22 protein-coding genes and 2 riboswitches are annotated in these 25,618 nt (G+C 73.3%); of the genes, 15 read left to right on the top strand and 7 right to left on the bottom strand.

The features are described 5' to 3' along the window. Positions 1 to 20: 20 nt before the first annotated feature. The 3 genes from AL2_RS08025 to AL2_RS08015 all read right to left on the bottom strand — a co-directional run bounded on the left by AL2_RS08025 (position 21) and on the right by AL2_RS08015 (position 4,342). Positions 21 to 863 carry a CHAP domain-containing protein gene (locus tag AL2_RS08025; protein ID WP_083946194.1) on the bottom strand — a complete coding sequence of 281 codons (843 nt, stop codon included), beginning with the start codon at positions 861 to 863 and terminating at the stop codon, positions 21 to 23. A gap of 13 nt (positions 864 to 876) precedes the next feature. After that, positions 877 to 1,018: riboswitch (cyclic di-AMP (ydaO/yuaA leader) on the bottom strand. Positions 1,019 to 1,171: 153 nt separating this feature from the next. Further along, a riboswitch (cyclic di-AMP (ydaO/yuaA leader) is annotated at positions 1,172 to 1,370 on the bottom strand. A gap of 496 nt (positions 1,371 to 1,866) precedes the next feature. Continuing rightward, positions 1,867 to 2,817, bottom strand: coding sequence for a C40 family peptidase (locus tag AL2_RS08020; RefSeq protein WP_245666433.1), 951 nt, complete (start codon positions 2,815 to 2,817; stop codon positions 1,867 to 1,869). 277 nt (positions 2,818 to 3,094) lie between these two features. Next, the gene (locus tag AL2_RS08015) at positions 3,095 to 4,342 is read right to left on the bottom strand and encodes an NYN domain-containing protein (protein WP_245666432.1); all 1,248 of its coding nucleotides are present in this window, start codon (positions 4,340 to 4,342) and stop codon (positions 3,095 to 3,097) included. Between the two features lie 303 nt (positions 4,343 to 4,645). Between AL2_RS08015 and AL2_RS08010 the strand changes: the two genes are divergently transcribed. From AL2_RS08010 to AL2_RS08000, 3 genes are read left to right on the top strand one after another with little or no spacing between them, the layout of a single operon-like run. Further along, complete coding sequence (locus AL2_RS08010; RefSeq protein WP_067631492.1) at positions 4,646 to 6,475, top strand: DEDD exonuclease domain-containing protein; 1,830 nt, start codon at positions 4,646 to 4,648, stop codon at positions 6,473 to 6,475. A 4-nt stretch (positions 6,476 to 6,479) separates the two neighbouring features. Beyond that, positions 6,480 to 7,229 carry a rhomboid family intramembrane serine protease gene (locus AL2_RS08005; protein ID WP_067631490.1) on the top strand — a complete coding sequence of 250 codons (750 nt, stop codon included), beginning with the start codon at positions 6,480 to 6,482 and terminating at the stop codon, positions 7,227 to 7,229. A gap of 59 nt (positions 7,230 to 7,288) precedes the next feature. Further along, entirely contained in the window at positions 7,289 to 7,576 is a 288-nt protein-coding gene (locus tag AL2_RS08000; protein ID WP_067631488.1) for an Lrp/AsnC family transcriptional regulator, read from the top strand. A gap of 82 nt (positions 7,577 to 7,658) precedes the next feature. On the opposite strand, the gene AL2_RS07995 is transcribed toward AL2_RS08000, so the two are convergent. Next, positions 7,659 to 8,363 (bottom strand): PDC sensor domain-containing protein, encoded by a 705-nt coding sequence (locus AL2_RS07995; protein ID WP_067631486.1) that lies wholly within the window; start codon positions 8,361 to 8,363, stop codon positions 7,659 to 7,661. 9 nt (positions 8,364 to 8,372) lie between these two features. Beyond that, positions 8,373 to 9,089, bottom strand: a complete 717-nt coding sequence (locus AL2_RS07990) for a FadR/GntR family transcriptional regulator (protein WP_067631484.1) — start codon at positions 9,087 to 9,089, stop codon at positions 8,373 to 8,375. A 79-nt stretch (positions 9,090 to 9,168) separates the two neighbouring features. Between AL2_RS07990 and AL2_RS07985 the strand changes: the two genes are divergently transcribed. From AL2_RS07985 to AL2_RS07970, 4 genes are read left to right on the top strand one after another with little or no spacing between them, the layout of a single operon-like run. After that, positions 9,169 to 10,203 carry an ABC transporter ATP-binding protein gene (locus tag AL2_RS07985; RefSeq protein WP_067632478.1) on the top strand — a complete coding sequence of 345 codons (1,035 nt, stop codon included), beginning with the start codon at positions 9,169 to 9,171 and terminating at the stop codon, positions 10,201 to 10,203. Between the two features lie 33 nt (positions 10,204 to 10,236). Beyond that, entirely contained in the window at positions 10,237 to 11,448 is a 1,212-nt protein-coding gene (locus tag AL2_RS07980; RefSeq protein WP_067631482.1) for an ABC transporter substrate-binding protein, read from the top strand. Next, positions 11,445 to 12,359 (top strand): ABC transporter permease, encoded by a 915-nt coding sequence (locus AL2_RS07975; RefSeq protein WP_067631480.1) that lies wholly within the window; start codon positions 11,445 to 11,447, stop codon positions 12,357 to 12,359. Before AL2_RS07980 ends, AL2_RS07975 begins: the two co-directional genes overlap by 4 nt. Then, entirely contained in the window at positions 12,359 to 13,168 is an 810-nt protein-coding gene (locus tag AL2_RS07970) for an ABC transporter permease (protein ID WP_067631478.1), read from the top strand. Before AL2_RS07975 ends, AL2_RS07970 begins: the two co-directional genes overlap by 1 nt. A 3-nt stretch (positions 13,169 to 13,171) precedes the next feature. Here the strand turns inward: AL2_RS07970 and trpD are convergent, their stop codons facing one another. Both trpD and AL2_RS07960 read right to left on the bottom strand, forming a co-directional pair. Next, positions 13,172 to 14,221, bottom strand: a complete 1,050-nt coding sequence (trpD, locus tag AL2_RS07965; protein ID WP_067631475.1) for an anthranilate phosphoribosyltransferase — start codon at positions 14,219 to 14,221, stop codon at positions 13,172 to 13,174. A 65-nt stretch (positions 14,222 to 14,286) separates the two neighbouring features. After that, entirely contained in the window at positions 14,287 to 14,709 is a 423-nt protein-coding gene (locus AL2_RS07960) for a response regulator transcription factor (RefSeq protein WP_067631473.1), read from the bottom strand. 63 nt (positions 14,710 to 14,772) lie between these two features. Here AL2_RS07960 and ctaE point away from each other — a divergent pair, with 63 nt between their 5' ends. From ctaE to AL2_RS07920, 8 genes are all read left to right on the top strand, one after another. After that, positions 14,773 to 15,459 carry an aa3-type cytochrome oxidase subunit III gene (ctaE, locus tag AL2_RS07955; RefSeq protein ID WP_439951358.1) on the top strand — a complete coding sequence of 229 codons (687 nt, stop codon included), beginning with the start codon at positions 14,773 to 14,775 and terminating at the stop codon, positions 15,457 to 15,459. Positions 15,460 to 15,495: 36 nt separating this feature from the next. Then, a complete protein-coding gene (qcrC, locus tag AL2_RS07950) occupies positions 15,496 to 16,407 on the top strand; it encodes a cytochrome bc1 complex diheme cytochrome c subunit (RefSeq protein WP_067631471.1) in 912 nt (303 codons plus the stop codon). Next, positions 16,404 to 17,519 carry a cytochrome bc1 complex Rieske iron-sulfur subunit gene (gene qcrA, locus AL2_RS07945; RefSeq protein ID WP_067631467.1) on the top strand — a complete coding sequence of 372 codons (1,116 nt, stop codon included), beginning with the start codon at positions 16,404 to 16,406 and terminating at the stop codon, positions 17,517 to 17,519. The genes qcrC and qcrA overlap by 4 nt, the downstream gene beginning before the upstream one ends. Then, positions 17,516 to 19,141: a cytochrome bc1 complex cytochrome b subunit gene (gene qcrB / locus AL2_RS07940; RefSeq protein WP_067631456.1), complete on the top strand. Its 1,626-nt coding sequence runs from the start codon at positions 17,516 to 17,518 to the stop codon at positions 19,139 to 19,141. The genes qcrA and qcrB overlap by 4 nt, the downstream gene beginning before the upstream one ends. An 81-nt stretch (positions 19,142 to 19,222) precedes the next feature. Beyond that, positions 19,223 to 20,350, top strand: a complete 1,128-nt coding sequence (locus AL2_RS07935) for a glycosyltransferase family 4 protein (RefSeq protein WP_067631452.1) — start codon at positions 19,223 to 19,225, stop codon at positions 20,348 to 20,350. A 17-nt stretch (positions 20,351 to 20,367) separates the two neighbouring features. Next, on the top strand, positions 20,368 to 21,144 hold the full coding sequence (locus AL2_RS07930) for a hypothetical protein (protein WP_067631445.1): 777 nt from the start codon (positions 20,368 to 20,370) through the stop codon (positions 21,142 to 21,144). A 530-nt stretch (positions 21,145 to 21,674) separates the two neighbouring features. Beyond that, on the top strand, positions 21,675 to 23,210 hold the full coding sequence (locus AL2_RS07925) for a penicillin-binding transpeptidase domain-containing protein (protein WP_083946188.1): 1,536 nt from the start codon (positions 21,675 to 21,677) through the stop codon (positions 23,208 to 23,210). Between the two features lie 516 nt (positions 23,211 to 23,726). After that, entirely contained in the window at positions 23,727 to 25,616 is a 1,890-nt protein-coding gene (locus tag AL2_RS07920) for a hypothetical protein (protein ID WP_067631443.1), read from the top strand. Positions 25,617 to 25,618: the final 2 nt, after the last annotated feature.

Below are 25,618 nucleotides of genomic sequence, written 5' to 3'. Positions count from 1 at the left end.
CCGGGGTGCCGGAAGCGCCGTCAGGACTTGTAGTCGGGGTATCCGTAGCCGACGATGTCGTCGGCCGGACGCTTCTTGATCATGACGGCGTTGCCGGTGTTGCCCTCGACGGCCTCGACGGTGTCGTCGTCGATCTTCTTGACCACCATGCCGACGTGCCGGATGGCCTTGACGTCCTTGCTGCCGCTCCACGCGTAGAAGACGATCGCGCCGGGCCTGGGCTCGGTGCCCCAGCGGCCGTGCTCCTGGAACCAGCGGGCGTGGGCGACCGTCCAGGCGTCGCTGCCGATCTGGTCGGTGAAGCCGATCTGCTCGCCGATCCAGGAGACGAACATGTCGCACCACTGCGCGTCGCTGTAGCCGCCGATGGAGCCGCCGTCGCGGGCGACGGTCTCCTGGGCGCGTGCGGTGCCCATGTACCACTTCTGGAACTTGGTCTCGCCGCCGCCGTCCTCCTTCACGCCCACCTGGGACTTGGCGAGTTCGACGGCCTCGCCGGCGGTGGGCCGCGCGTCCCCGGACCGCTGCGCGGCGGCCGCCTTCGGCTGGTCCTCCGGCCGGGCGTCCGGGCTCTTCCCGGCCGCCTTCTCCGGGGAGTGAGTCCTGGACGCACGAGCCGACTCGTCCTTGGCGGACGCGCTCCGGGACGAGCCCTTGCCGGCCTTCTTCGCCGCGGTGGCGCCGGCGGCCGTGGCGGCCGCCGGCGCGGACCCGAACGGCAGGACGGACGCCTGCGCGGTGGCCGCGGCGGTGCCGAGGACGGCGGCGCCGACGATCACGCCGCCGGTCGTCCGCCAGGTGATGGACAGGGCGTTCGGCTTGCGGTGCCTGCCCGAGGTCTTCTTGCGATGCGCGCCTGACACGGGGGGATCTCTCCTCGACTTCCATGGCGCCTACCGGGTTAGCTGACGGGTTCGGGCGTGGAAGCCGCCCTACGGCCGCCCATGGGCAGGCAGGCCGATTCACCCCGAGAAAGGACACGTTGGGTCCCCGGCTCCGCGTCCGGCGCGCGTGAGCGCCCGGTCCGCGGACTCGGCGGTGCGTGCCCGGACGGGCACGCCGGTTCGGATGGGGGCTCCGCGGGACGGCGGGCGTCCGCGGAGTGCAGGGGTCATCCGGGCGTGGCCGCGTGTTGGGCGGCCACGCCCAGGTAACGCTGCGGAACTCACTCCTTCGTTCTTCCAGACGCCTACCGGGTTAGCTGACGGGTTCGGGCGTGGAAGTGGCCCTACGGCGGGCTCCACCGGAACGGGGCCGGAAGAGACGCACCGATTCACCCCGGGTGCCGGAATGCCCGTCCGGGAGGTCTCCCGGACTCCGGCGATGTGGGTCCCCGGTTCCGCACTGGGCGGACTCGGCGCTGCCGCTGCGATCCTGGGGGCGAGATGGGGCCCTGCGCGGGACCTGTCTCCCGCGTGCGAACGAGCGGCGCCTGAGGTGGTGCGCGGACGCCTGGCCGTTTCCGGAGGCGTCCGGGGGGCCTGGCCCGGGGGACCGCCGTGGCTGCGCGCTCAGCGCCATGCACGTCGCGAGCGTGCGCACGGTGGCCGGGGCCGGCCGGCGGTCCGGGGGCGGACCGCTGCGGCACCGTCCGGTGCCGCGGGGCGACGCGTGGATCGTGCCGCCCGGGGAGGACGGCGCGTGGCTCGCGCCGCCGGCACGCGGCGGCTGGATGCGCCGCGTGGGGCCGAGGCGCCTGGTGGGCGCCGCGGGGCCGCGGCGTCTGGAAGGCGCCGGGGTGGTGACAAGGTACCAAAGCCCCAACAGAAGGCAAACCCCCACAAAATCAGCAACGGACCAGGTCAACCCTGGTCCGTTGCCGAAAGGAGCTTCGTCACGCCCCGTGCGGGGCGCGGCGGCGGGTCGTCAGGGACGCCCCGCGCCGTAGTAGTTGCTCAGGTAGTAGCCCGAGGTGATGTTCACGATCTCGACGTTCTTGCCGGTGCGCGGAGCGTGGATCATCTTGCCGCCGCCCACGTACATGCCGACGTGGCCGAGCCCGCTGAAGAACACCAGGTCACCCGGCTGGAGGTTGCTCTTGGCCACCCGCTTGGTGGCGGCGTACTGCGAGTTGGTCGTACGGGTGATGTTGACGCCGGCGGCCGCCCACGCCTTCATGGTGAGGCCGGAGCAGTCGTAGGAGCCAGGGCCCTCCGCGCCGTACTGGTACGGCTTGCCGAGCTGGGCGTAGGCGAAGTCGAGCGCCGCGCGGGGGGCGCCGCTGGCCGGGCCGTTGTAGGTGCCGCCGGTGCCGCCCGAGCTTCCGCTGCCGCCGCCCGAGGACGTCCCGCCGCCGAGCCGGCGCAGCAGTGCCTTCTGCTTCTCGACCTTCTCGTCGAGGTCCTTCTTCTTCTTCGCCAGCTCCTCCTGCTTCTGCTTCACCTCCTCGTAGGCCGCCTTGGCCTGCGACTGCTCCCGGCGGAGCCGCTGCGCGGTCGCGAGGAACTGGGTGAGCTGGGAGCTGCGCTCGTGCGACAGATGGGAGAAGACGGCGGCCTGGTCGAGGATCGCCTGCGGGTCCTTGCTGCCCACGAAGCCCGTCACGTCCGCGGAGTCGCCGTTCTTGTAGGCGGTGGCCGCCATCTGGGCGATCTTGGAGCGCTGCTCCTCGAAGGCGGCCTGCTCCCGCTTGCTCGCCTTGGTCGCCGTGGTGTACTTCTTCTTGGCGACCTTGAGCTTCTCCCCGTTCTGGTTGTACTTCTCGACCTCTTGGTCCATCTGCTCGTTGAGCTTGTTCAGCTGTTTCTGAGCCTGGGCCCTGGTCGGGCGGGGTTCGGCGTGCGCCACCACCGGGGCGGACACCAGGGAGGCCGTCACGGTCAGGCAGGCGACCGCCGCCAAGCGGCGGTGGAAGCCTCTGCTCGTGGAGCCGCCCCTCCGGTCACGCGCAAGTGCCGGTGCCCCGATGAGATCTTTGGCCACGGTCGGTTTCGCCCCTCTCATCCATGTCGTCGGCGGAACGACACTAGCGATGGGCAACAACCGTCACAACCGATTCATCACTCTTTGATTGACATCGCCGATCATTGTCTCACTTCCGTGACAAAAAGAGCACAGAGTGCGACCCGTCCCTTATAGCAGCCTTATCGCTTCCTTATGACCGGCCCAGCCGGCGCAGCAGCAGGGCGGACGGGCAGGGCCGGGCGTCGGCGCGGCGCGCCCCGTCGGCGACCTCGCGGTCCGAGGACACCACGACCACGGGACGGCCCGGCGGCTCGGCCCGCACCAGCTCGACGATCAGCTCGTCCGCGGTCTGCCCCGGGGCGCTGAACTTCACCCGCACGCCGCGCGGCGCCGCGATCGCCACCGGCGCGTCCAGCTCCGCGCCGTCGAACACGCACGTCACCTCGGCGCGGGTCTGCGCCGCCAGCCCGCCGAGCCCGGACACCAGCCGGTTGCGCTGGTCCGCCAGCGGCAGCTCGCCGTACCCGGTCTTCGTGACGTTGTAGCCGTCCACCACCAGGTGCACCTGCGGCAGGGTCAGCAGCCGGTCGAGCAGCTGCGGATCGCCGTCCGACAGCGCCCGGCCGGGCAGCGCGCGGTGCGCCTGCCCGCCCACCAGGTCGGCGGGGCGGCCGATCGTGGAGGGCAGCGCCAGCTCCCGCCGGACGCCCTGCGCCGCGTCCACGAGCGTGTCGAGCAGCATCCGCAGCCGCACGTCGTCGACGTTGCGGCCCTCGCGCGCGGCCCGCTTGGCGGCCTCCGCGGCGGCCTCGGCCTGCGCGGCGCGGGCGCGCAGCCTGCGCAGCTCCTTCTCGGACGCGGCGCTCGACTCGCGCGCGGCGGCCAGTTCCCGCTCGCTGTCGGCCGCCACCCCGCTCGCCCGCTGCTCCGCCGTCCGGAACCGGGTGCGGGCGTCGTGCAGCTTGCGGCGCAGCTCGGCCACCTCGGCCTTGGCCTCGCGCAGCTCGGCGCGCAGCTTGTCCAGCTCGGCGGAGCGCGCGGCGCGGGCGGCGGCCACCTCCTCCTTCAGCGCGGCGACGCGGCGCTCGGCGGCCTCCTCCTCCGACGCGCTCGCGGAGCGCTCCAGCTCGGCGCGCGCGGACTCGACGAGCCCCGTCCAGCCCGCGGGCCGCAGCAGGTAGGCCAGCACCGCGACCCGTACCGGGTCGGCGGCGGGCGGCACCCGCCCGCCCTCGACGGCCTCCACCAGGTCGGCCTGCGCCTCGCGCAGCGGCTCGGCGACCCGCGCCCGGAAGCCGGCGTCCTTCTCCAGCACCGCCGCGATGTGCTGCCCGGCGAGCTTGGCGCGCTTGCGGCGCTCGAACCGCGCGAACCGGCGCAGCGGCGCGGGGACCTCGTCGGAGGGCAGCGACCCGATCAGCCCGGCGGCGGCCTCCACCACGGACTGCCGGACGGGTTCGGGGAGGGGCCGGGCCAGTCTCTCGGACTCCGCGCAGCCGGGGGTCGCTTCGGGGCCGCTGTCGATGATCCCGCTCCTTCCGGGCTAGCCGCCGGTGGGCTGTGTCTTCCCTGCCGCCCCGCGCCCTAACCGGCGACCGACCAGGGCGGACGTGCGAACGGACGGATCGCGCCGGGCTCCCCCGAGCCGTCCCCGCGGCCCCCCGGCCCGGCGGGACGTGCCGGCGCCCCCCAACCCTAGCGGGCCGGGCTTCTGTCGGTGGCGTCCTCTACGGTCGCGCACATGACGGCTGCGCACGGTGTCCAAGGGCCGGGTCAGGGGCCGGGTCAGGGGCCGGGCGTCCAGGGAACGCTGGACGACCTCGGCACTCCGCTCTCCGAGGTCACCTTCGTGGTGGTCGACCTGGAGACGACGGGCGGCTCGGCCGCCGACTCGGCCATCACCGAGATCGGCGCGGTGAAGGTGCGCGGGGGAGAGGAGCTCGGCGAGCTCGGCACGCTGGTCGACCCCGGCGGGCCGGTACCGCCGTTCATCACCGCGCTGACCGGCATCACCACGGCGATGGTGACGGCCGCGCCGCCCATCGAGTCGGTGCTGCCGGCGTTCCTGGAGTTCGCCCGCGGCTGCGTGCTCGTCGCGCACAACGCCCCGTTCGACATCGGCTTCCTCAAGAGCGCCTGCGCCGCGGGCGGGTACGCGTGGCCCGCGTTCCCCGTCGTCGACACCGTCGACCTGGCGCGGCGCGTCCTGTCCAGGGACGAGGTGCCCAACTGCAAGCTCGGCACGCTGGCCCGCTTCTTCCGGACGTCCAGCGAGCCGACGCACCGCGCCCTCGCCGACGCCCGCGCCACCGTGGAGGTCCTGCACGGCCTCATCGAGCGGCTCGGCTCGTTCGGCGTCACCTCGCTGGAGGAGATGCGCGGCTTCGCCAAGGCGCCCACCCCCGAGCAGCGCCGCAAGCGGCACCTCGCCGACGACGTGCCGAGCACGCCCGGCGTCTACCTGTTCGAGGACCACACCGGCGAGGTGCTCTACGTCGGCAAGAGCGGCGACCTGCGCTCGCGCGTGCGCAGCTACTTCACCGGATCGGAGACGCGCTGGCGGGTCCGCGAGATGGTGGGGCTCGCGGAGAGCGTCCGGACGATCGTGTGCGCCACCGGCCTGGAGGCCGAGGTCCGGGAGCTGCGGCTGATCGCCGAGCACAAGCCGCGCTACAACCGCCGCTCCAAGTTCCCCGAGCGGGCGATCTGGCTGAAGCTGACCGCGGAGCCGTTCCCGCGGCTGTCGATCGTCCGGGAGTGCCGCGCCGACGGCGCCCGCTACCTCGGGCCGATCCCGTCCCGCCGGCAGGCGGAGGAGGCGCGGGCGGCGCTGCACGAGGCCGTCCCGCTGCGGCAGTGCACGCAGCGGCTGACGATGCGGCTCATCGAGCGCGGCAAGGCCCGCGCGTGCGCGCTCGCCGAGATCGGGCGCTGCGGCGCGCCCTGCGACGGCCGCGAGTCCGCCGGCGCCTACAACGTGCACGCCGAGACCGCGCGCTCGGTCATGGAGGGCGACGTGCGCCCCGTGGTGGCCGCCGCCCAGGTGCGCATCGACCGGCTCTCGTCCGAGCTGCGCTACGAGGAGGCCGCCGCCCAGCGCGACCGGCTCGCCGCGTTCGTCCGCGCCGCCGCGCGCGGGCAGCGGCTCGCCGCGCTGGCCCGGCTCCCGCAGCTGGTGGCGGCGCGGCCCGCGTTCGACGGCGGCTGGGAGCTGTCGGTCGTGCGGTACGGGCGGCTCGCCGCCGCCGGGACCGTCCCGCCGCACGCCCAGCCCCGCCCGTACGTGGACGCGCTCATCGCGACCGCCGAGACGGTCTTCCCGCCGTCCGGCGAGGCGCCCGGCGGTGTCGCGCTCGGCGCGCCCCCGTCGGCGGGCGCCACCGCCGAGGAGATGGAGTGCGTGCTGCGCTGGCTCGACCTGCCCGGCGTCCGGCTCGTCGAGGTGGACGGCCCGTGGACGTGCCCGGCGCACGGCGCGGAGGGGCTCCGCGAATGGATCGACCGCGCCTATGACAAGGCCTACGAGCGGTACGAGCCGTCCCATCCGAGGGCCGGCCGCCCACTAAGGTGACCCTGTGGCACTGCCCCTCTACGACAGCCAGCCGGCGCGCCGCGTCCCGTGGGTGACGTACCTGCTGGTCGCGGCCAACGTGGTGGTCTTCCTGCTCACCCCCATGTCGAACTTCGCCGCGTGGTACGGCAAGGACGGGGTGCGCCAGTGCAGCGCGGCGCACTTCACCTACGAGTACGGCGCGGTGCCCAAGGAGCTGACGACCGGCGACCAGCAGCCGCTGCCGACCGACATCGCGCACGAGTGCGGGCCGGCGGACTTCCACAAGGCTCCCTGGACGTCGGCGTTCACCTCGATGTTCCTGCACTCCGGCGCGCTCCACCTGCTGGGCAACCTGGTCGCGCTGTTCGTCGTCGGGATGGGCGTCGAGGACCGGCTCGGACGATGGCGGTACCTCCTCAGCTACCTGGCGTTCGGGCTCATCGCGGTCTACGGGTTCGCGTGGACGTCGCCGGGCTCGACGGTCCCGCTCATCGGCGCGTCCGGCGCCATCGCCGGGGTGATGGGCGCCTACGTGATCCTCAACCCGCGGGGCCGCATCGTCAGCTGGGTGCCGCCGGTCATCGTGGTCAGGCTGCCGGTGTGGGTCGTGCTGGGGTACTGGTTCGTCCTGCAGTGGCTGTCGCTCGGCGACGAGAAGAGCAACGTCGCCTACACCGCGCACATCTACGGCTTCGCGGCCGGGGTGGTGTTCGCGCTCCTCGCCCGCCGCGCGGGCCCGGCGCGGCGCCCGGCCGCGCTGAGCCGCGGCTGACGCTGCCGGTAGGGTCGGAGCGTCCGATCCGGCGGGGCCGAATTCAGGGGGAGGGTGAAGTGGTCACTGCGATCGTGTTCGTCAAGGCCGACGTCGCGCGCATCCACGAGGTGGCCGAGACGATCGCCGCGCTGGAGGGCGTCAGCGAGGTCTACTCCATCACCGGCGACCACGACCTCATGGCGATGGTCCGGGTGCGCCGGCACGAGGAGCTGAACGACGTCATCCCGGGCCGGGTCAACAAGGTCGACGGCGTCGTCGGCACCGAGACCCACATCGCCTTCCGCACCTACTCCCAGCACGACCTCGAACAAGCCTTCGCCCTGGGACTTCCCGACGCCGACTGACGCGCTGACACCGGCCACCGCCCCGGCCACGCGGCGGCGATCGCCGCGTTGCCGCTGAAGGAGGGCCCCTAGTACTGCTTAGCTACCAGGGCCCGGCGCCGAGGGCGACGCAGTCGACACCGTCGCCGCAGGGGCGGGCGGCGTGGCCGGGGCTTTCGCGGTAGACGGCGCCCGGCGGCCAGCTCGCGGTGTTGGACGCCATGACCCGGCCGGGGGCGTTGACGACCAGCGCGGGCGCGGGGATCTCGCGCAGCGCGGGGACGACCTCGTTCTCGAACGTCCGGGCGTACACGTCCGCCGCGGCGACGCCGGCGAACGCTCCGGCGACGTGCACGGGCGCCGACAGAGTGAGGACGTATTCGTCGCTGCACAGGTAGTCGACGTAGGGGCCGCAGACGGTCCGCTCGGCGCCGCTCTCCGGCCCGGTGAACCACTCCCAGCGCGTGTAGTCGTACAGGGCGCTGCGCTCGGGGTCCAGGTCGCGCAGCAGCTGGGACGGGCGGCCGGCCGGGCCGGTCTGCCACCACTCCATGTACCAGGCGGCGTCGGCGAGCAGCTGCGGCGCGGCGATGAACCCGAGCCCGCAGACGAGCGGGCCGAGCCGGGCGAGCAGCAGCGGGCGCAGCGCGGCGAGGTCGGCGCTGACGGGGGCGCGGCCGGCGCGGTGGACGTCGGCCAGGCACCGGGCCGTCGCGTCGCGGACCCGCGTCACGGTCGCGAAGACGCCGTCCAGGGTCGCGCGGACGTGCGCCGCCGCCGCGCCGACGGCCGGTGGCTCGGCGGGCATGGGACCCCCTCAGAGTGCGAGCCGTCGTTCAATGAGACGTTCTACCGCATTCAGGACGTGACTTTCAGCTACATCGCGGGCTCGCGCCTCATCGGCGTCCTCGATGGCGCCGACGATCCCGGCGTGCTCGGCGTCGACCCGGCGGCGCCGGTCCGGCAGGTCGTGCACGGCCCAGACCAGCGGCCCGATCTCGGCCTGGAGCCGGATCTCCTCGCGGGTGAGCCGGCCGGACTGGGACGCGGCGGCGACCTCCAGGTGGAGCCGGCCGTCCAGCCGGCACATCCCGGCGCCCGCCCCGGTCGCCGCCATCTCCTCCAGCGACCGGCGCAGCCTGCGGACGTCGCCGGGCAGCGAGCGCAGCGCGGCGAGCCGCGCGGCGGCGCCGGCGATCGCCGCGTAGTGGTCGCCGAGATCGCGGAGCTCTTCCGCGCTGAGCGAACGGAGCCGCTCGTCGAGATCGAACGGCCTGGCGGGGGCCCGGACGAAGCTCCCGCCGCCCCGCCCGCGCCGGGTCTCGATGAGCCCTTGCTGACGCAAGGCCATCAGCGCTTCGCGTAGTGTGACCGTCGATACACCGAGATGTGCCGCCAGGTCCGTCTCGCTCGGCAGCTGCTCGCCGTCGGCGAGGAGGCCGAGCGCGATCGCGTCGCTGAGCCGCCGCACCACCGCGTGCACCCGCGCGGTGTTGTCGACGGGAGCGAACACGACGAGGTGCGCGCTGTTCATGGGCCCCCTCCCGGTGTCGCACACAGTGATACCGGAACATCACTTGAACTTAAACCTATGAATCCATATGTTTTCGGTCATGCCGGTGACAGCGGTGAGGATCCGCGATCTGCGCAAGGCCTTCGGCGCCGTGGAGGCGGTGGCGGGCGTCGACCTCGACATCGGGGACGGCGAGTTCTTCTCGATGCTCGGCCCGTCCGGGTCCGGGAAGACGACCGTGCTCCGGATCATCGCGGGCTTCGAGCGCCCGACGTCCGGGACGGTCGAGCTCGGCGGCAAGGACGTGACCGGCCTCCCGCCGTTCGACCGTGACGTCAACACCGTCTTCCAGGACTACGCGCTGTTCCCGCACATGGACGTGCTCCGCAACGTCGAGTACGGGCTCAAGGTGCGGCGGGTGCCGCGCGCCAGGCGCCGCGAGCGGGCGCTGGAGGCCCTGCACAGCGTCCGGCTGGACGGGATGGAGGCGCGCCGCCCCGGCGAGCTGTCCGGCGGCCAGCGCCAGCGGGTGGCGCTCGCCCGCGCCCTGGTCAACGAGCCGAAGGTGCTGCTGCTGGACGAGCCGCTCGGCGCGCTCGACCTGAAGCTGCGCGAAGAGATGCAGGTCGAGCTGAAGACCCTGCAGCGGCGGGCCGGCATCACGTTCGTGTTCGTCACGCACGACCAGGAGGAGGCGCTGACCCTGAGCGACCGGGTCGCCGTCCTCAACGGGGGCCGGGTCGAGCAGGTCGGCACGCCCGCCGAGGTCTACGAGCGTCCCGCGACGGAGTTCGTCGCGGGGTTCGTGGGGACCTCCAACCGCATCGGCGGCGTCTGCGTCCGGCCGGAGAAGATCCACGTCGGCCTGGCCGGCGGCGACGCGCCGGACGCGGGGGACCGGCACGCGTCCGGCACCGTCGCGGAGGTCGTCTACGCGGGCGCGGTGACCCGCTTCGTCATCGACCTGGAGTCGGGGGACCGGGTCGTGGCGCTCCAGCAGAACCTGCGGACCTCGTCCATGGACGTGATGGCCCACCGCGGCGCGAGTGTCCGGATCAGCTGGCACGAAGCGCACGAGTTCCACGTCTCGGGCACCGGCACGGGCAACGACCCCGAGCCGGCGTCCACCTCCTGATTCACCCCAACCCCCGAAAATAAGGAGTTCCCCATGTGGTCCACGCGCATGGCGCTCGCCGCCGCGGCGACGCTGGCGATCGGACTGACGGCCGCCGCGTGCGGCGACGACGGCTCGGGCGGCAAGGCGTCCGGTGCCGGGCAGGGCGGCTTCCCCGTTCCGAAGATCCCGATGCAGCAGTCGCTCGGTGCGGGCGAGGGAGCGGTCAACCTGGTCGCCTGGGCCGGGTACGCCGAGGACGGCTCCAACGACCCGAAGGTCGACTGGGTCACCCCCTTCGAGAAGCAGACCGGCTGCAAGGTCAACACCAAGGTCGCCGGGACGTCCGACGAGATGGTCACGCTGATGAAGACCGGCGAGTACGACGCGGTCTCCGCCTCCGGCGACGCCTCGCTGCGGCTCATCGCCTCCGGGACGGTCGCGCCCGTCAACACGGGGCTCGTCCCGAACTACGCCGACGTCTTCGCCGGGCTGAAGATGAAGCCCTGGAACTCGGTGAACGGCGTCTCCTACGGCATCCCGCACGGCCGCGGCGCCAACCTGCTGATGTGGCGCACCGACACGGTGAAGCCGGCGCCCGACTCGTGGGGCGCGGTGTTCGACGCGAACTCCCCGTACAAGGGGAAGATCACCGCCTACGACTCGCCGATCTACATCGCCGACGCGGCCCTCTACCTGATGTCGGCCAAGCCGGAACTCGGCATCAAGAACCCGTACGCGCTCGACCAGAAGCAGTTCGACGCGGCCGTCGGGCTGCTGAAGACGCAGCGCGGGCTCGTCGGCGAGTACTGGTCCGACTACACCAAGGAGGTCCAGGCGTTCAAGAGCGGCGACTCCGTCCTCGGGACGACGTGGCAGGTCATCGCGAACCTCGCCGAGTCGGAGAAGGCGCCGGTGGAGGTGGCGCTGCCCAAGGAGGGCTCCACCGGCTGGTCGGACACCTGGATGGTCGCCGCCGAGGCCAAGCACCCGAACTGCGCCTACAAGTGGCTCGACTGGATCGTGTCGCCCAAGGCGAACGCGCAGGTCGCCGAGTGGTTCGGTGAGGCACCGGCGAACGCGAAGGCGTGCCGGGAGACGTCCGACAAGAGCTTCTGCGACACCTTCCACGCCACCGACGAGAACTACTTCTCCAAGGTGCACTTCTGGACGACGCCGATCGCGCAGTGCCTCGACGGGCGGACCAACGTCCAGTGCGTCGACTACTCCAAGTGGACCCAGGCGTGGACCACGATCAAGGGATGACCGCCCCCGCCGCCACCGGCGGTGCGGACGCACGCCCGGCGCCGGGGCTCCGGCGCCGGGCGGCGGCCCTGCTGCACCGCCGCCCCCGGCTGCGCCTGTCGCTGCTGCTGTCGGCGCCGCTCGCCTGGCTGGTCGTCGTCTACCTCGGCGCCCTCGCCGCCATCTTCCTCACCGCGTTCTGGACGACCGACGTCTTCACCGGCGAGGTCGTCCGGCGGTTCACCCTCGCCAACTTCCGGCTGCTGCTGGACGAGCCCGTCTACCGGACGGTCGCGCTGCGCAGCCTCGGCGTCGCGGTGGCCGTCACCGTCATCGACACGGCCATCGGCTTCCCCATGGCGCTGTACATGGCCAAGGTCGCCAAGCCGAAGTACCGGCCGTACCTGATGATCGCGATCCTCGCGCCGCTGTGGGCCGCCTACCTCGTCAAGGCGTACGCGTGGCGGGTGATGCTGCAGCAGGGCGGCCTGCTCGACGAGGTGCTGAAGCCGTTCGGGCTCGGCAGCCCCGGCTACGGCCTCGCCGCGACCGTGCTCGTCCTGGCGTACCTGTGGCTGCCGTACATGATCCTGCCCGTCTACACGGGCCTGGAGCGGCTCCCGGACTCGCTGCTGGACGCGTCCGGCGACCTCGGCGCCCGGCCGCTGCGCACGTTCCGGACCGTGATGCTGCCGCTGGTCTTCCCGTCCCTGGTGGCCGGGTCGATCTTCACGTTCTCGCTGTCGCTCGGCGACTACATCACCGTGAAGATCGTCGGCGGCTCGCAGCAGCTGCTCGGCAACGTCGTCTACGACAACATCGGCGCCGCCAACAACCTCCCGTTCGCCGCGGCCGTCGCCACGATCCCGGTGGTGGTGATGCTCGGCTACCTCGCCGCCGCGCACCGCACCGGCGCGCTCAGGGAGCTGTGATGACCTTCTCGCCCGCCGCGCGGGTCGCGCTGCGCGTCCTCATGGGCCTCGGCCTCGCCGTCATCTACGTGCCGCTGCTCGTGGTGCTGGTCAACTCCGTCAACGCCGACAAGACGTTCGGCTGGCCGCCGCCCGGCTTCACCGGGCGCTGGTGGTCGCAGGCGCTGGGCAACGAGGGCGCCCGGCAGGCCGTCCTCACCAGCGTCAAGGCGGGGCTCGGCGCGACGGCGATCGCGCTCGTCCTCGGCACGATGGCCGCGTTCGCGGTGTCGCGGTACCGGTTCTTCGGACGGGAGACGGTGTCGCTCGTCGTCATCCTGCCGATCGCGCTGCCCGGCATCGTCACCGGCATCGCGCTCAGCAACGCCTTCCAGGTCGTCCTGAAGCCGCTCGGGGTCGGGCTCGGCCTGTTCACCGTCATCGTCGGGCACGCCACGTTCTGCGTCGTCACCATCTACAACAACGTCCTCGCCCGGCTGCGCCGGACGGGCACGAGCCTGGAGGAGGCGTCCGCCGACCTCGGCGCCGACACCTTCCAGACGTTCCGCTACGTGACGCTGCCGGCGCTGCGCTCGGCGTTCCTCGCCGGCGGGCTGCTGTCGTTCGCGCTGTCCTTCGACGAGATCATCGTGACCACGTTCACCGCCGGGCCGGGCGCCACCACGCTGCCGATCTGGATCTTCAACAACCTGTTCCGCCCCAACCAGGCCCCGGTCGTCAACGTCCTGGCCGCCGCCCTGATCGTGCTGTCGGTCGTCCCGATCTACATAGCCCAGCGCATCTCCACCGGCGCCAGGGGAGTGGCGTGAGCGTCAGTCCCTGAGCTGCTGGGTGGTGTCGATCCAGCGGTCGAGGAGGGTGCTCGCGGCGCCCGAGTCGACGGCCTCCGCGGCGCGCCCGCAGGCGTCGCGGAGGGCCTCGGTGAGCTTGGCAGCGGACGGCGTGCCCTCGTAGGCGGTGATGAGCGCGGCGGCGTTCAGCAGGACCATGTCGCGGACGGGGCCCGCCGCGCCCGCGAAGGTCTCGCGCGCCACCCGGGCGTTGAACGCCGCGTCGGCGCCGCGCAGGTCCTCCGGCCGCGCGGGCGGGATGCCGAGGTCGGCCGGGTCGAACGTCGTCTCCGTCGCCGTCCCGTCGCGGACCACCCACACCGTGGACGTGCCGGTGGTGGTCAGCTCGTCGAGCCCGTCGTCGCCGCGGAACACCAGCGACGAGCAGCCGCGCGCGGCGAACACGCCCGCGATGACGCCCGCCATCCGCGGGTGGAACACGCCGACCGCCTGCGCGCCGGGGCGCGCCGGGTTGGTCAGCGGGCCGAGGAAGTTGAAGACCGTCGGCGTGCCGAGCTCGCTGCGCGTCCGCGACGCGTGCCTCAGCGCGGGGTGGTAGAGCGGCGCGAAGCAGAACGTGATGCCGAGTTCCCCGGCGACCCGCGCGGTGGCCTCCGGGGGCAGGTCGATGGCGACGCCGAGATGCTCCAGGAGGTCGGCGGCGCCGCACGAGGACGACGCGGCGCGGTTGCCGTGCTTGACGACCCGGACGCCGGCCGCGGCGGCGACCACCGCGGCCATCGTGGAGATGTTGACGGTGTGGGCGCGGTCGCCGCCCGTCCCGACGAGGTCGGCGATGGGGCCCGGCACCTCGATGCGGGTGGCGTTGTCCATCATGCCCTCGGCGAGGCCGGTGACCTCCTCGACCGTCTCGCCCTTGGCGCGCAGCGCGACCGCGAAGCCCGCGATCTGCACGTCCGTGGCCTCCCCGGCCATGATGCTGTTCATGGCCCAGGAGGTCTCCTCGCTGGACAGCGAGTCGCCCGACAGCAGGGCGTTGAGCAGTGCGGGCCAGCTGGTGCGCGCGTCCATGTCCCCTACCGGGTCTCTTCGCGGGTCGACGGTCTGCCGGTTCGACGGTGGGCCGGGCCGGCGTCCTACAGGGTGCTGAGGCGGTCCCCGAGGCGGCCGCGCATCAGGCCGGCGAGCGCGTTCGCGAGGGCCATCGGGTCGATGGGCAGGCTCACGACGGCGTCGGCGCGCGACCAGGTGGCGAGCCAGCCGTCGTCGCGGCGGCCGATGATCGCGAGGACCGGCGGGCAGTCGTACACCTCGTCCTTGGCCTGCCGGCACACGCCGAGCCCGCCCGCGGGCTGCGCCTCGCCGTCGACGATCATGACGCCGATGTCGCCCCGGTCGAGCCGCTCCACGGCGGCGGGCTGCGTCGCGATCTCCACGAACTCGACCTTCGGCAGGTCGGCGGCGGGACGGCGCCCGATCGCCATCCGGATCTGTGCGCGGGTGTTAGCGTCGTCGCTGTAGACGAGGACCTTCATCGGGGTCTCCGGGGCGCTGCTCATGCACGTGAGGGTACCGGGTCGCCGACCCCCTCAACACGCGCGGGGAACTGTAGGAGGGGGGTCATGCGTCACTCACGGGACGGGGGCGCAATAATGCTGCCCGTGACAGCATCCGCGATAGAGACAACACCTCACGCACGGGCGAACCGTCCCAATCTGGTCAGCGTGGGGACGATCGTTTGGCTGTCGTCCGAGCTGATGTTCTTCGCGGCGCTGTTCGCGATGTTCTTCACGATCCGCTCCGTGACGATCGGCCAGCATGGCGAGTCCGCATGGCCGGGCGCCCCCTTGGACCTGCCGCTTTCGGCGGTGAACACGACCGTCCTCGTGCTGTCCTCGGTGACCTGCCAGATGGGCGTGTTCAAGGCCGAGGCCGGCCGGGTCGGGCGTGACGGGAGCCTGCTGAACTTCCGTAGCTGGGGACTGCGCGAGTGGTACTTCCTCTCGTTCCTCATGGGCGCCTACTTCGTCGCAGGCCAGGGCTACGAGTACTACAACCTCGTCGTCCACGACGGGCTGACCTTCGAGTCCTCGGCCTACGGCTCGGTCTTCTACCTAGCGACCGGCTTCCACGGCCTGCACGTGATCGGCGGCCTGGTCGCGTTCCTGCTCCTGCTCGGGCGCACCTACGCCGCCAAGCGGTGGACGCACGAGCAGGCCACGAGCGCGATCGTCGTGTCCTACTACTGGCACTTCGTCGACGTGGTGTGGATCGGCCTGTTCTCGGTCGTTTACCTGCTCGACCTCTGACCCCATCCCGACGACATGACCCGAACGGGGATTTCCGTGAAAAGGATCACCGCATGGCGACGGCGCCCGTGGGCGGGCTACGCCGTCGTGCTGGCGGCCTTGGCGGCGATCGGCCTGATCTACGCCGGCTTCTCGCCGCAGACCGATCGCGCCGAGGCGCAGAGCACCGCGCAGGCCGCGGAGGACTTGACGCACGGGCAGGCGCTGTTCAACAAGAACTGCGCGAGCTGCCACGGGCTGAACGCCGAGGGCACGAAGGACGCCAAGGGCAACGCGATCGCGCCCAGCCTCATCGGGGTGGGCGCCGCCTCCGTCGACTTCCAGGTCAGCACGGGCCGCATGCCCGCGATGAACCCCGACGCGCAGGTGCCGCGCAAGGAGCCGATCCCCGCCTTCAACACGACGATCAAGACCGACTACGAGGAGAAGGAGAAGCGGGAGGCCGCGGAGCAGCAGAAGGCCCAGGCCGAGAAGAACCTGGCCGACCTGCGGGCCTACATCGCCTCCCTCGGCGGCGGCCCCGAGGTGCCGCCCGCGTCGGCCGTCGATCCGTCGAAGGGCGACGTGGCGCTCGGCGGGAAGCTGTTCCGCACCAACTGCGCGCAGTGCCACAGCTTCACCGGCCAGGGCGGCGCGCTGACCGGTGGGAAGTACGCCCCCCCGCTCTCCAAGAGCGACGTCACGCCCACCCAGATGTACGAGGCCATGCTGACCGGCCCGCAGGCGATGCCGGTGTTCAACGACACCACGCTGACCCAGCAGGACAAGCAGGCGATCATCTCCTTCCTCGTCCAGACCCGCGAGGAGCCCAACCCCGGCGGTAACGGCCTCGGCCGCATCGGCCCGGTGAGCGAGGGCCTGGTGGCCTGGCTGGTCGGCATCGGCCTGCTGGTCATGGCGGCCATGTGGATCACCGCGAAGAAGCCGAAGAAGCTGAAGAAGTCATGAGCGACGACAACAAGGAGACCGCGGGCCAGGACGGCCCGCGCGAGGACGGCGGCCGGCGCGAACGCGTGATCGGCACGCCGTCCCCGGCGAGGGAGAAGGCACTCCTCGCCGAGGACGACATCTCGGCGCCCGCGGGCGTCGGGGAGCAGCTCGACGAGCGGTCGGCCAAGCGCGCCGAGCGGATCGTCGCGGCGTTCTTCCTGCTCGCGTTCCTGGCGAGCACGACGTTCATCGCCTACTTCATCGGCTGGAGCGGCCGCGACGGCGGCATGCACGGCATCTGGGACGCCCGCGAGGTCAACTTCTGGCTCGGCGGGACGATGGCGCTGGCCTTCCTGTCGATGGCGATCGGCGTCACCATCTGGGTGCGCAGGCTGATGACCAGCAAGCCGATCGTCCAGGAGCGGCACGAGCTCGCCGCCGACGAGGAGACCCGGGCGGCGTTCACCCGGGACTTCCTGGAGGGTGCGGAGGACAGCGGCGTCACCAAGCGCCCGCTGCTGCGCCGCACGCTGCTGCTGGCCGCCGCGCCGCTCGGCCTGGCGCCGCTGGTGCTGCTGCGCGACCTCGGCCCGCTGCCGGAGAAGAGGCTGCGGCACACCTTCTGGGCCGATGCGGTCAAGCGGGCGCAGGCCGAGGGCAAGAAGGGCGTCCGCCTGGTGGTGGACGGCACCAACAAGCCGCTGCGGGTCAGCGACTTCGCCACTCCCGGCGCGATGATCACCGTGCTGCCGGAGGGGCTGGAGGAGCACGTCCCCGAGGAGCAGGTGCTCACCCAGGTGGCGAAGGCCGTCACGATCCTGATCAACGTCCCGGCGGACCAGTTCAAGCCCGCCAAGGGACGCGAGAACTGGCACATCAACGGTGTGGTGGCCTACTCCAAGGTCTGCACGCACGTCGGCTGCCCGGCGGCCCTGTACGAGCAGACCACGCACCACATCCTGTGCCCGTGCCACCAGTCCACGTTCGACGCCACCGACGCGGCGAAGGTCATCTTCGGCCCGGCGGCCCGGCCGCTTCCGCAGCTGCCGCTGTCGGTCGAGGACGGCTACATCATCGCGACGAGCGACTACAAGGAACCCGTCGGCCCGAGCTTCTGGGAGCGCGGATGAGCGAGGCGACAGCACCGAAGGCCGTCGAGGCCCCGCTGACCTTCCTCGACGACCGCCTCGGTTCCACCACCTTCTTCAAGCGGAACATGAAGAAGGTCTTTCCGGACCACTGGTCCTTCATGCTGGGCGAGATCGCCCTGTACTCCTTCATCATCCTGCTGCTGACCGGCGTGTTCCTGACGCTCTGGTTCAAGCCCAGCATGGGCGAAGTGGTGTACGACGGCTCGTACGTCCCGCTCAAGGGCGTGAAGATGTCCGAGGCGTACGCCTCGACGCTGCACATCAGTTTCGACATCCGCGGCGGACTGCTCATGCGGCAGATCCACCACTGGGCGGCGCTGCTGTTCATGGCGTCGATCCTGGCGCACATGCTGCGGGTGTTCTTCACCGGCGCCTACCGCAAGCCGCGCGAGCTGAACTGGCTGATCGGCATCGGCATGTTCACGCTCGGCATGCTGGAGGGCCTCGCCGGCTACTCGCTCCCGGACGACCTGCTGTCCGGCACGGGCCTGCGCATCACCCAGGGCGTGGCCGAGGGCATCCCGGTCGTCGGCACCTACATCTACATGTTCCTGTTCGGCGGTGAGTTCCCCGGCCAGGAGATCGTGCCGCGGCTGTACATGGTGCACATCCTGCTGATCCCGGGCCTGCTGCTCGGGATGGTCACCGCGCACATGATGATCATGTGGGTGCAGAAGCACACCGCGATGCCGGTCAAGAACCAGAGCGAGAAGCAGGTCTACGGCTACCCGTTCTACCCGGTGTTCATGGCCAAGACCGGCGCCTACTTCCTGTTCACCTTCGGGGTGCTGGCCCTGCTCGGCGCGTTCGCGCAGGTCAACCCGATCTGGCTGTTCGGCCCGTACGACCCGGGCGCCATCTCCTCGGGCTCCCAGCCCGACTGGTACATGGGCGTCCTGGAGGGCTCGCTGCGCATCATGCCGGGCTGGGAGATCAGCGCCTGGGGCCACACGCTCAGCCTGAGCGTGCTGATCCCGGCGGCGCTGCCGCTCGGCATCGTGTTCGGCGGCGCGGCGGCCTGGCCGTGGGTCGAGGCGTGGGTGACCGGCGACAAGCGGCACCACCACGTCAACACCCGGCCGCGCAACGCCCCGGTCCGCACCGCGACCGGCGTCGCCGCCGTGACGTTCTACGGGCTGCTGTGGCTCGCGGGCGCGAACGACGTCCTGGCGGACAAGTTCCACATCTCGCTGTTCGCCACGACGTGGTTCTTCCGGGTCACGTTCTTCCTGGGGCCGGTCATCGCGTTCATCGTCACCAAGCGGATCTGCCTGGGGCTCCAGCGCAAGGACGCCGACGTGGTCGGGCACGGCGTGGAGAGCGGCGTGATCATGATGTCGCCGGAGGGCAGGTTCTCCGAGCGGCACGAGCCGGCCCGCGACGAGGAGAAGCACGTCCTGCTGTCCAAGGAGAACGCGCGCCTCCAGCCGCCGGACCGGGACGACCGCGGCGTCCCGGCGCCCGGCGCCAAGGGCCCGCTCGGCCACCTGCGCTCGCGGCTCAACCGCGCGTGGACCTACGACGACATCCCCGTCGAGGAGCACGCGCACGGCGAGCACGAGGAGATCGAGGGCGGCCGGAAGTCGGAGATCAGCCACTGATCGCACGTGCAGGGGCCCGTCGCCGCGTCCGCGGTGGCGGGCCTCTCCGTGTTCCGCGCACCTCCGTAGTCTGGCCGGGCGATGACCAAGACCCTGTTCGTCACCAATGACTTCCCGCCGCGCCCCGGCGGCATCCAGGCGTTCGTGCACGGCCTCGCGGCCCGCCGCCCGGCCGGTTCGGTGGTCGTGTACGCGCCGGCGTGGAAGAGCGCCGCGGAGTTCGACGCGCGGCAGCCGTTCCCCGTCGTCCGGCATCCGGGCTCCCTGATGCTGCCGGAGCCGGGGGTGCTGCGCCGGGCCGCGGACGTGCTGCGCGCGGAGCACTGCGACTCGGTGGTGTTCGGCGCGGCGGCGCCGCTCGGCCTGCTGGCCCCGGCGCTGCGGCGGCGCGGCGCCGGCCGCCTCGTCGGGATCACGCACGGGCACGAGGCGGGCTGGGCGGCGCTGCCGGTGGCGCGGCGCCTGCTCCGCCGCATCGGGGACGACGTGGACGTGCTGACCTACCTGGGCGAGTACACCCGCTCCCGGATGGCGCGGGCGCTGGCCCCGCCGGCCGCCGCGCGGATGTCCCGGCTCGCCCCCGGCGTCGACGAGAAGGTCTTCCACCGGAACACGGGCGGCGAGGAGATCCGCGCCCGGCACGGGCTGGCGGACCGGCCGGTGGCGGTCTGCGTGTCCCGCCTCGTGCCGCGCAAGGGCCAGGACGCGCTGATCCACGCGTGGCCGCGCGTCCTGCGGAGCGAGCCGGGCGCCGCCCTCCTGCTCGTCGGCGGCGGCCCCTACCGGGCGGACCTGGAGCGTCTCGCCGCGTCCCTCGGCGTGCGGGACTCCGTGGTCTTCACCGGCGGCGTGCGCTGGGAGGAGCTGCCCGCCCACTACGACGCCGGCGACGTCTTCGCGATGCCGTGCCGGACCCGCCGCCGCGGCCTGGACGTGGAGGGCCTCGGCATCGTCTACCTGGAGGCGTCGGCGACCGGCCTGCCCGTCATCGCCGGCGACTCCGGCGGCGCGCCCGACGCCGTCCTGGACGGCGAGACGGGCCTCGTCGTGCCGGGCCGCTCCGCCGCCGCGATCGCGGACGCGCTCATCGCCCTGCTGTCCGACCCGTCCCGCGCCCGCGCGATGGGCGAGCGGGGCCGCGCCTGGATCGAGCGGGAATGGCGCTGGGAGGTCCAGGCCGCCCGGCTCGGCGGCCTGCTGGCGCCCTGAGATGGCAGGATGCGGCTATGGACATCGAGGACGCATGGGCCCGCGTTCCCGGGGACGCCGCCCGGTGGCTGCGCGAGCTGGATCCGGACCACCGCCATTCCGGGTTCGAGCCGCCGCGCCGGCCCGACGCGGCCTGGCTCCTGCACGCGATGTACGTGTGGGAGGAGGGCCTGGTCACCACGACGCACGACGATGTCCACCAGTCGGTGTCGGCGGCGGGCCTGACGGGTCCGTCCGACGTGGGTGACCTGCTGGAGGGCGCGATCGTCACCGGCGTCGACCTCGGCCGCAGCGGCGACCCGGGCGCGGGGTGGCGGCGGCTGCGCTGGCGGGAGCTGGCGCGCGGCTTCGGTGAGCCGGTCGTCCCGGACGGGGCGCGGCCGGGCAGCCGCTGCCTGCGCCAAGGGCATCCGGCGGGGAGCTGGTCGGCGGCGGTCCGGCCGCCCGCGGAGGGCTGCCTGGACCGGGAGAGCTGGTACCGGCTGATCGGCATCCTGCTGCGGCACAGCCCGTCGGGGGCGGGCACCCGGTGCCTTGCGTACTACTGCCCGCTGGTCACTGCCGACTGGGACGACGACACCGTCCTCGCGGGCGGCCTGGGCGACGCGGCCGCACTGTACGACCATCCCGGCCTGAGCAGCGGCCCGTCCAATCTGTGGGCGGAGGACCGCTCCTGGGTCGTCTACTGCGACTGGGACCTGTGGGGTACGAAGGTCGTGGGCCCGGCGCCCTTCATCGAGGCCGTCCTGGCCGACCCGTCCCTGGAGGCGGTCCGCCTGCCCTGGACGAGCTGAGCCATGGCCGGTGTGGAGTCGTGCCCCGGCCCGGAGACCGGTTCCGCGCGGACCGCCCCTGCCGAGGTGGGGTGGGTGTGATCCGGTGCTGCCGGCCCGGCGCCCTCGCGGGGGAGAACCTGGAGGTGGGGCGCGCCGCGTGGGCCGGCCCGCGGGGCCGGATCGGGTCCGCGTGGACGGGAGCGCGGGGCACGACCCCGGCGTCCGGCACCGCGCGGCTCGGTTCCGCGCCGGTGCCCGGCCCCGGACGCGACGGAGCCGGGGCGGCGGCCGCCGGGCCGATCCCGTGTCGCGGTGATCGTTTCATTGCGGCCACCTCCTGCCTCCGCCGCGTCCGCGGTCGCTGACGTTTCCGAAGCTAGGGCGGCCGGCGCCGGGCGGCAGCACCGTTAAAGCGCGCTTAAGGGGCGGATCACCCGTCGCTAAGCCGCCTTCCGGAATCGGCCACGAAAACGGCTGTCCGGTGCATGTACCGCACAACCCGGACACTGGGATGATCAAGGCCCCGGTGGGCGGGTGGAGGAGGGCGTATGCGATCGCGTGGCCTGGTGGTGCTGGCGGGGATCCTGGCGGTCGTCCTCGTGGCCGGCCTCACCGCGGGGTGGGCGCTGCGGCGCGGCCGGGACGGGACCCCGGAGGAGGTCGCCGCCGGCTACTTCAACGCCTGGTCGCGGGGCGACCTGGACGGCATGCGCGAGTTCGTCGCCGACCCGCCGGCGGACTTCGCCGCGCAGCACCGGGCGCTGTCGCGCGGGCTGGCGGTCAGCACGATCAGCCTGGCGCCGCGGCCCGTCGTCCGGTCCGGGAAGGGCGCCGCGCGCGCCGGCTTCACCGTCACCCGCTCGCTGGCCGGGCACGGTGAATGGTCGTTCGCCTCGGAGCTCCGGCTGGGCCGGCGCGACGGCCGGTGGCGGGTGCTGTGGTCGCCCGCGACGCTGTACCCGGGGCTGAAGGGCGCGGGGGAGTGGACGCTCGGGCAGGTCCGCGTTCCGGCGGTGACGCTCGTCGCGCGGGACGGGAAGGCGCTGCCGGAGGACGGCCCGCTCGCGCCCTACCTCGCCGGGATCACCGAGCGGCTCGACGTGGACGCCGAGCAGGCGGGCTGGGCGATCGTGCTGCGCGACGGCGGCGGGCCGCCGCAGCGGGTGAAGCTGTTCGACGTGGAGAAGGGCCGGAAGATCCGGACGACGCTGGACCGACGGCTGCAGAGGGCGGCGGAGAAGGCGGTCGCGTCCGCTTCCGGCCAGGCCGCGATCGTCGCGGTCCGGCCGTCCGGCGGGGAGGTCCTCGCGGTGGCGGACGGGCTGGGCGGCCTCGGCGCGTTCACCGGCCGCTACCCGCCGGGCTCCACGTTCAAGGTGGTGACCGCGGGCGCGCTGCTCGCGGACGGGGCGGGCGCGGGGACCGGCGCGGACTGCCCGGCCTCGGTGGTCACCGCGCAGCGCACCATCCACAACGACGAGGACCACGCGCTCGGCCGGACGACGCTGCGCGGCGCGTTCGCCGCGTCCTGCAACACCACCTTCGCTCGGCTCGCGGTGGAGCGGCTCGGCGCGGCGAAGCTGGTGGCGAGCGCGCGCCGCTTCGGGTTCGGCGCCACGATCACCGCGGGCGTGGAAGCGGCCGACGGGAGCATCCCCGATCCGGAGAGCGGCGCGGAGCTGGCCGAGGACGCGATCGGGCAGGGCCGCGTCCAGGCGAGCCCGCTGCTGATGGCGTCGGTCGCCGCCGCGGCGGCGGACGGCACCTGGCGCTCGCCCCGGCTGCTGTCGCCGAAACTGATCCGCGAGGGCGGGGGACGGGCGCCGGCGCCCCGCCCGGTGCCCGGGGCGGCCGCGCTGCGCACGATGATGCGGGCCGTGGTCACGGACGGGACCGCGGCGGGGGCCGGGCTCCCCGGCGGGACGGCGGGCAAGACCGGCACCGCCGAGTTCGCCGGCGGCTCCCACGCCTGGTTCATCGGCTACCGGGACGACGTCGCGTTCGCGGTCTTCGTCCAGGCCGGGGGGTCGGGCCCGAAGGTGGCCGCGCCGCTGGCCGCGCGCTTCCTGAGGGCCGCGTCCTGACCGCGCCGCCGCGTGAACGTTTCCGGGCCCTCGCGCGTACTGCCCGGGTGAGCACGACGGCCGCGGGATAGGGCCTGTAGGGATTTTTTGCGGCAATTCGCGTCAGAGCGGCTCCTGGGGCGTATGCTCCCGGAGTGATCGAGCGGGTTCGCGGAGAATCCGTTCGGGGAACGCGGTGGGAGCGAGCGGGCTCCGACACCGCGGTCCCGCGATGTCTCAGCGGAACCGCCGCCGGGTGATGAGCCCGGCGGCACGGAACCACCGGCGTTCGCCGAGCCCTCCGTCTCCTCCACAGGAGAGGGCATGGCGCGACGCGATAACGGGCATGCGTCCCGGAGCAACACGCATGTTTCATCGTGGGCGGAAACGCCCGCGCGCCCCTCATCGAGACCGGCGACCGGACAGGGACGCTGGTCCGAGGAGCCCCAGTGGCCCGAAGGGTCCTGGTGGTCGGAGCAGCCGGACTGGTCCGAGCGTGGGCGCAAGCCGTCCCGGCGGGAGCCCAGCCGGCGCGAGATGAAGCGGCACGAGGGCAAGGGCGGCGCACGTCCGGAGAAGGACGAGCCGCCGGCCGCCAAGCGGCGCAAAGGCCGCGGCGACCCGTTCGACGTGCGGAACCGCGGTTCCGGACGGGACGACCCGTTCGAGGCCCGCAACCGGCGGACCGTCCGTGCTGAGCGTCCGGACGTCCGCGTGCCCCGGCCTGAGACCCCCACGCCCCGGGCCGAGGCCCGTGCCCCCCGTCCTGAGGCGCGTACGCCGCGGCCCGAGGTGCGCACCCCGCCGCCGTCCGACTCACGCGCGACGCGGTCCGACGTGCCCACGACGCCGCCCCGCCCCCGCGCCGCCCGGCCGGACGCGGGCACGGCCCAGTTCGACGCCCGCACCGCGCGGTTCGACGCCCGGACGGAGCGGTCCGACGCGCGGACGGCGCAATTCGACGCGCGCACGGCGCTGTTCGACGCGCGCACGGAGGGACGCGGGCGGGAGCACGACCGGTCCCGCGAGTTCGCGCCCCGGGACGCGCGCCCGCGCCGTCCGGAGCGGCCCCGGCCCGAGCGGCCGGAGAGCCGGCGGCCCGCGCGCGCCGCGTCCCGGCACCAGGCGCCGCCGCGTCCCGGCCCGAAGGCCAAGCCGCGCCGCGGCCGGCGCCCCACCGACAAGATGAGCATCGGCGCGATCGTGCTGTCCACCGCCGTCGGGCTGTCCCTGCTCGGCATCGCCGAGCGGGCGCTGCTGGACGGCGGCCCCCTCGGCGGCACGTCCGGCCCGGTCGGCTCGGAGCGCGCGATCCAGCCGCCGAAGCCGGGCGCCGGGACGCCCGTGCAGCCGCAGCGGCCCGGGGCGCAGCAGCCCGCCGGCGGCGGCGCGGACGCCGAGCCGAACGGCCCGAGCCTGCGGGTGCTCGCCGCGCAGGTGCGGAAGCTGACCCTGGACGAGCGCGGCGCCGCCGCCCGGCAGGCCTACGGCGCCGCGCCGGCGCAGCCGCCGATCGTCGGCGCGACCCGCACGAGCGCCGACCGGACCTGGGTGTTCGGCACGACCGCGATCCCCGTCCCCGAGTCCAGCACCGCCAACCCGGAGGTCGCGTTCTACGCCGCGCACTGGACCGGCGACCAGTGGCAGGTCGGACTGTCCGGCGGGAGGGCCTTCGCCGCCCTGCTCGGCGACGTGCCCGCGGCCGTCATGTCCGCGTCCGAGGTGCGGCTGCTCAGCAAGTACGGGTCGGTCACCGGCGCGCAGGCCGCCGCCCTCGTCAACGGGACGCGGGCCGGCGACCGGCTGATGCTGCCGTGGAAGATCGGCCAGGTCTGGGCGATGACGACCTCGGACGGCTCCACGTCACCGCGCCCGCTCGGCTCGCTGGCGTTCTCCGGCGGCGACGGCCGCGTCGCCGCGGCAGGCGACGGCCGCCTCTACCGGTTCTGCGGCAACGCGTCCGGCAACGCGCTGGTGCTGCTGGTCCACCCGAGCGGCCTCGCGACCACCTACTACGGGCTGAGCGGGGTGCCCAAGCTGCGCGACGGCAGCGTCGTCGAGCAGGGCGGCGCGCTCGGCCGCACCGGCACCGCCCGGCCCTGCGGCGGCGCGGCGGCGCCCCGTGCCGAGGTCGGGTTCGCGCTGCGCAGCGGCGCGGGAGCGGTCCCGCTGGACGGCGCCGAGATCGGCGGCTGGACGTTCCGCGAGCGGGCCAAGCCGCTGCTCGGGTTCGCCGAGCGCGGCGCCCTGCAAGTGCTTCCGGGGGGCCTGATGGCCAACCTCGGCCCGGTCCCCGCGGCGGACGAGCCCCCGCCGTCATCACCGTCCCCGAGCCCCTCGCCGGCGGACGGCGCAGGATCGGCCGCCGCTCCGGCGCCGGCCGCCACCCAGAAGAGGAGTCCGAACGGTGCGAACTCGCAGCAGTGATG

It is taken from the genome of Actinomadura latina NBRC 106108, assembly GCF_001552195.1.
GTDB lineage: Bacteria > Actinomycetota > Actinomycetes > Streptosporangiales > Streptosporangiaceae > Spirillospora > Spirillospora latina.
This window is presented reverse-complemented; position numbering and strand designations above follow the sequence as displayed.